The sequence below is a fragment of the Apibacter adventoris genome, from assembly GCF_002964975.1.
Lineage (GTDB): Bacteria > Bacteroidota > Bacteroidia > Flavobacteriales > Weeksellaceae > Apibacter > Apibacter adventoris.
The window spans coordinates 1-5,037 of the sequence record NZ_PSZM01000006.1 but is presented as its reverse complement, the minus strand read 5'-3'; the positions used below and the strand labels follow the sequence as shown (position 1 = coordinate 5,037).

General features: G+C 31.1%; 6 protein-coding genes. All 6 read right to left on the bottom strand.

Annotated elements, in window-relative coordinates; all coding sequences use genetic code 11:
- Positions 1-471: 471 nt before the first annotated feature.
- Positions 472-903, bottom strand: coding sequence for a hypothetical protein (locus C4S77_RS02875; RefSeq protein WP_105245700.1), 432 nt, complete (start codon positions 901-903; stop codon positions 472-474).
- Between the two features lie 14 nt (positions 904-917).
- Positions 918-1,916, bottom strand: a complete 999-nt coding sequence (locus tag C4S77_RS02870) for an RHS repeat domain-containing protein (protein ID WP_221405068.1) — start codon at positions 1,914-1,916, stop codon at positions 918-920.
- A gap of 635 nt (positions 1,917-2,551) precedes the next feature.
- Complete coding sequence (locus tag C4S77_RS02860) at positions 2,552-2,731, bottom strand: hypothetical protein (protein ID WP_105245956.1); 180 nt, start codon at positions 2,729-2,731, stop codon at positions 2,552-2,554.
- A 52-nt stretch (positions 2,732-2,783) separates the two neighbouring features.
- The gene (locus tag C4S77_RS13455; RefSeq protein WP_317614906.1) at positions 2,784-3,524 is read right to left on the bottom strand and encodes an RHS repeat-associated core domain-containing protein; all 741 of its coding nucleotides are present in this window, start codon (positions 3,522-3,524) and stop codon (positions 2,784-2,786) included.
- Between the two features lie 319 nt (positions 3,525-3,843).
- Positions 3,844-4,353 (bottom strand): hypothetical protein, encoded by a 510-nt coding sequence (locus C4S77_RS02850; protein WP_146106018.1) that lies wholly within the window; start codon positions 4,351-4,353, stop codon positions 3,844-3,846.
- The coding region (locus C4S77_RS12895; protein ID WP_181042791.1) for a hypothetical protein at positions 4,343-5,037 on the bottom strand (695 nt) is incomplete at its 5' end. The genes C4S77_RS02850 and C4S77_RS12895, both read right to left, overlap by 11 nt.

Here is a 5,037-nt window from a genome sequence, read left to right as displayed (position 1 = left end):
TCTACATGCTGTACTATTTGTGCGTCTAAGTTAGTAATATAACTGCTACTTCCCAAATGATCCGCATGATAATAATACTGCATCTTTTCATATTCTTCATTCCCTTTGCCAATTCCCCCTCCGTAGGTTTGGAGTTTTTTATCCTTGCCTTCACAGCAGAAGCCTGTTCCGTTTACTTAATTATTATGAGCTTTACACTTCAAAATAAGAATAGTGGTCTTTATTTTGGGAGTATCCTCTGTAAATCTTCTCTTATTTTCTATTTTTGGAACAATCCGAACTCTAAAAACACAACAAGTGGGATATTAAAAATACCAATGAACTCCTTAGACTACTTTCTCTGGATGAAGAGATTATTGAATAATAAAAAGAATCCGCCTCTGTTGCGAGGCGAATTCTTTTATAACTTCTTTTATTACCTTAAAACTAATTTATCATATAAAGGAACCTATTTTTTTATTATTAAAATATTTACTGACACACTAATCTATCATTTAAACTTTTCTTAAACTCTTTTGGCAAATTTAATTTATCTTTACAATAATCTTTAGTACTAAACTTCATTTTTTGTTCATCAAAAAATAAAACTACAGTTTCTTGATAATCAGAATTATAAACCCAAACATTAAAATCTTCATCGATATATAAACTCCAAAAAGCATGTTGACTAAATGCTTTAAATATATCACTCTGATACAATAATTTATTTTTTTTATCAGATATTCCAAATAAAAGCCCTGATTTAGTTTCTACTAGTTTTAAATTATATTTAGGCACCTTATAAGTACCTTCTGCTTTTACAAATCCTCCATTGTAAAAAGGCATAATATTATCCTTACTTTCATTACAAGAATTTATTAAAACTAATATTGATATAAAAAAATATTTTTTTAACCTATTCATAATTTTAATATATATTAAAAAATTTCTTGACTTCCTCTTCTTGCAGGCTCTGGTCTTTGTATATTTTTCTTATTAGAATCTAACTTTATATCCACTGTCTGGGACCATTCTATACTTATATTATAATCAACTGGGTTTATACCTGGCGTTTTTTTGATGAAATCTGCCAATGGTCCATCTCCTTGATTAACAATAGGGTCTATTCGATCATTCCATAAAAGATTATATTTAAATGTATATACTCCTGTTTTTTCGTTATACACACCAGTACCTCCCTTCACCTGAAAATCACTTGTCCCATGTAATAATTCATATCCTGTTGTATATCCATTCTCAATTTCCATTGGAGTCTTATAAGGAGATATTGTTGAAGTATTTTGCCCTCTATTTTTCATACTTAAGTCTTCCCCATAAGCTTGATCCTTTAAAAAATCCTTGATATAGGTATTATTTCTCATATAATCACCCCATTTTCCTTCTTTATATCTCAGTCCTCCTTCCTTACCTAATCCATTTACCCAGTAGAAGAATAACTCATAACCTCTTGTATCAAAAGGAGTATTAGCTGGAGACCAATTAAGCTGAGTAGCTACTACATTATTAAAATACCATCGAGTTGTGTTTGTTTTAATTGAATTTATTTTTCTTATTATTTTTGATAACCACTTCGGTGGATCTCCTGATACTTCCGGAATCATCCCCGTAGGGTCAGTAAACCTAATTGGATTTTGATACGTATACTGATACGGAGTCATCGTTTCTTCAAACATCGGGTCCACACTTAAAAAGATAGACTCCCTCGGGTTGTAATACCTAGCCCCGTAATAGTATAATCCCGTTTCCTCATCCAGTTCCTTGCCATTAAACAAATAAGGGGTATTCCAACTCTGGTTCCTTTCCTCAATAAACATCTCTCCAAACGGTACATATGCTACATGCTGTACTATTTGCGCGTCTAAGTTAGTAATATAACTGCTACTTCCCAAATGATCCGCATGATCATAATACTGCATCTTTTCATATTCTTCATTCCCTTTGCCGATTCCCCCTCCATAGGCTTGGTGTTTTTTATCATTGCCTGCACAGCAAAAGCCTGCTCCGTTTACTTAATCATTATGGTCTTTTCCATGATAAGGCTCTTCAAAATACGCATAGTGGTGTTTACTTAGGGAGTATCCTCTGTAAATTCTCCCTTATCCTCTCTTTGGAACATCCCGAACTAACAGAACACAACAACTGGGACTTATTGAACTCCTCAAATTATTCTGCATGGACTAGGAAATTATTGAAATAAAAAAAGCCCCGCTATTAAGCGGGGCTTTTTTTTTAATTTATATGCCACCTAATAAAAACATTTCCATCCCAAGGTTTTTCTACCCCTCTATATATTGTCAATTTTAATGAAAAATATAAAATAATAATTACTGATAGTAGTAATATAAAATACTTAAAAAAAGAATAATTAATTTTATGTTTAATGGAATTTAATAAAATTATAAAACATAAAAATATTACCAATTCAATAATATAATATAAATCCCCTAAACCATGACCAAATGACAATTTACCTATCATTACTAAAATCACAACAAGTATAGAGTAAATGACCACTAATATATAATTAAATTTAAACATAATTCTAAATTTATTACTTTATCTTGTTTATTTTCCTAATCTTACCACTGTCAATATTTCTTTCAAGTATTTCTGGCTTTTCTACATCAAATGAATGTGCATCAAATATTTGTGTTGACTTATAATCTTTACTTACATCTAATTCAATATTTGTTGTAATTGAAGATGTTTTAAAATAATCATCTTCAGCCATTCCATTCCTCCTGACACACCATCTACTTTATTCCATAAAGCAATATGATCATTTATATAATTTTTATAATGTTCAGGATTTTACTCCATTTAGACAATTTATTATATGCTGGCGTTGCTATAGTTATTAAATTTACTTTTTCTCCTTTAGCTTCAAAAATCATCTTAGATGCTTGAATAGCAACATTCCCTCCATGACTATGCCCCACTAAAGTTATTTCCTGCCCTTCTACTCTGTGTTTTAGCACATAATCTTTTAGACTAATAGCTGCCTGTAACTTATAATTTTGATAATTTAAAAGAGGTGAAAACCAATTAAATCCTGTATTATAGTATTTACTATTTGTTAGTCTCATAATTGCTCTAACAGTTCTAGGTCCTTCACCTTCCGTCCATCTTGATGAATCAGATATTGTTCCATGAATAAAATATGTTTGCTTCCCATTCGTATCTATTAATACAACTGGATTCTGATAGCAATATCCATAGGTATTATGATTCTTTGAATTAAAAACCCCTCTATTATGTTGACCATCGATGTAGTGCTCCGTTTCCATAATAGGGTTGTAACCACTTAATGGATCCGTTGACAACCACACGGATTCCCTCGGGTTGTAATACCTAGCCCCATAATAGTATAACCCCGTTTCCTCAACCAGCTCCTTGCCATTAAACAAATAAGGGGTATTCCTACTCTGGTTCCTTTCCTCAATAAACACCTCTCCAAACGGTACATATTCTACATGCTGTACTATTTGCGCGTCTAAGTTAGTAATATAACTGCTACTTCCCAAATGATCTGCATGATAATAATTTTCATATTCTTCATTCCTTTTGCCTATTCCTCCCCCATAGGTTTGATATTTTTTATCTTTGCCTGCACAGCAGAGCCTGTTCCGTTTACATAATCATTATGATCTTTTCCATGCTAAGGCACTTCAAAATACGCATAGTTGTCTTTTATTTAGGGAGTGTAACCTCTGTACTTATTTTCTCTTTGGAACATACAGAACTCCAAGAACACAACAATGGGACTTATTTAACACCATTGAACTCCTCAGATTACTTTGGATTATTTAAAAAATAAAAACCCGCTAATAGCGGGTTTTTTACTTATTTATCAAAGACTTTAATCATTCCTATTGTATCAGTAAACTGTGGATCTACTACATTTGTTCCTTTACTTTTCAAAAGCCTATAATATATTGTATCTCTGATTATGGGACTCTTAAGCCATATTTCATCTCTATGTATCGAATCTTTCATGTTAGGATTATCTTTTTTTAAATATATTATATTGAATCCTTTATACATTAGTTGAAAAGGATATTTTGTATCTTCCATAGTTAAAACCCTTGTATCTTCCATAGAATGCTTGCCATAGGTATATCCCTTCTCTATATAAAACATCCCTTCTGTTTTAATTGTATCCGGAACTACTATAAAAGGCACTTGCTTTACAAAAACTTTTCGCATTTTAGATTGTTCAATATCACCTCTTGTAGATCTACGATACTTCCATTTTTCATAACCATACCAACCTATATAAGAACTCAAATAAATTAAAAAGACTCCAAATATCATAGTAATTATAAGTATCTTATATAATATTTTAAACTTCATTCTTATTTATTTTTTTTCTATTTATTTTTAGATTTTTTTCTGTAGCTTGTATTATCACATTCTGACCTTGCTTTTGAAGTCCTTTATTGAGCATTTCAATTTGTTTTAATAACATAGCGGCTTGATTATTTGGAATTAATTGATGTTCTATTTTCTCATACCCTATTTTATCTGGTACATCTTTTCCATATCTATCTTCTATAACACCTTTCAAAGCAGCTTGTCCTGGATCTATACAAGATTGTCCAAATATATTATACCATTTAGCACTCGCTTCTTTCTTTGCTTTTTCATAGGCTAAATTATCTTCACTTGTATTGGATAATATTAGAAATGCTCTATCATAATTATGTTTTTCATTAGGATTAGCTGATTCATTAATTATACCTATTATTTCAGTTGCTTTTAATCCTGATCCTCTAAAATCATTTCCTATTCTTGTTTTTCGATTATATTTAATATTTCCTAAATCTGAATTTTTTGCTAGCCCTATCGGTTTTGCTCCTTCTCCAGTTCCATTCATCGATATATAGCGCCAACCGTCTTTATCATTCCCTATCAGAACTGCTGAATGCCCTAAACCATATACAGAATTACTATCATAAAGAATAATTATATCTTCCCCATCTGGATCTACAGCATTTACTGACCTATTATGAACATAAGAATATACACTTAAATTCT